General features: G+C 71.1%; 2 protein-coding genes. Both read right to left on the reverse strand.

Annotation, left to right across the window (positions count from 1 at the left end; all coding sequences use genetic code 11):
• The coding region (locus L995_RS11785) for a glycosyltransferase (RefSeq protein WP_047471892.1) at nucleotides 1-658 on the reverse strand (658 nt) is incomplete at its 3' end.
• The coding region (locus tag L995_RS11790; protein ID WP_047471894.1) for a class I SAM-dependent methyltransferase at nucleotides 655-1,213 on the reverse strand (559 nt) is incomplete at its 5' end. The genes L995_RS11790 and L995_RS11785, both read right to left, overlap by 4 nt.

The following is a 1,213-nucleotide window of genomic DNA, read 5'->3' on the forward strand; positions in this document are numbered from 1 at the left end:
CCGCGTATCCCTGGCGCAGCGCACCGGCAAAGCCGTCGGCCACGCGCGAGTAGGCGCGGCCGCTGGTCATCACCCGGGGCCGGGCCGACCAGGCGATGCGGGCGCCGCCGGCCGCCAGGCGGTCCACCAGGTCCTGGTCCTCGCCGCAGGTGCGTGCGTCGAACCCGCCGGCCTGGCGGTAGTGCCAGGCCGAGATGCCCAGGTTGGCACCATGCACGTGGCAGTGGCCGTCGCGGTCCGTGTAGGTGGTCTCGAAGTGCCGCCGCGCCGTGTCCGCCTGGACGCCGTGGGCCGACCAGTCGGCCACCTGCACCGTGCCGCAGACCACGTCGGACTGAAGCGCCAGCTGGTCGGCCAGCCAGCTCGGCGAGACGGTGGTGTCGGCGTCCGTGAAGGCCAGCCAGCGGGCGCCCAGCAGCAGCAGGTACTCCGACCCCAGGGCCCGCGCCTTGCCCACGTTGCGCGCGGCAATGGACAACGGGATGGCGGGCCAGCGGCGCACGGCCGATTCGGTGGCGTCCTGGCAGCTGTCCAGCACCACCACGACGGCCACGGTCTCGCCTTGCAGGTCGGCATGGGCGGCCGCGCAAAACACGCTGTCCAGGCAGCGGCCTATGAGGTCTTCCTCGTCATGGGCTGGGATGCACACGCCGATCATCTGTCCGTCCTTTCAGGGGTTTTCTGCCAGATGTCCAGCTGGAAATCCGGTTCGCTGTGGCTCAGCAGCAAGTGCAGCTGCGCATGGGCCGACACGCTGTCATGCAGGGCGCGGGTGCTCTGCAGGTGATCGTGCGCCCCATGCCGCCAGTGGCACATGAGCCAGTGGCCGCCGCCCTGCAGCGAGGCCAGGCACTGGCGGTTGAAATGCGCCAGTGCCGCGTCGTCGAAGTAGTAGGCAAGCTCCGAGACCACGATGAGATCGAAGCCTTGCTGCGGCACCTGGGGCACCTGTGGCCATTGCCAGGGCAGGGGCAGGGCCTGCAGGTCCAGGCGGGCGCGGTCCTGCGGCGCAATCCGCTGGCGGCACAGATCCACGGCCCTGTCCGAGAAATCGACGGCGCACAGCCGGTCGCAGCGCTGCAGCAGGCGCTGCGTGGCCTCGCCATTGCCGCAGCCGGGCTCGAAGCCGTGGGCATAGCGCTCGCGCGGCAGGGCGGCCAGCAGCAGGTCGCGCTTGCGCCGCTCGTACCAGCGCGATGCGACCTGCCAGGGG

This window comes from Delftia sp. ZNC0008, from assembly GCF_000799035.1.
In the GTDB taxonomy this organism is placed as follows: domain Bacteria; phylum Pseudomonadota; class Gammaproteobacteria; order Burkholderiales; family Burkholderiaceae_C; genus Comamonas; species Comamonas tsuruhatensis.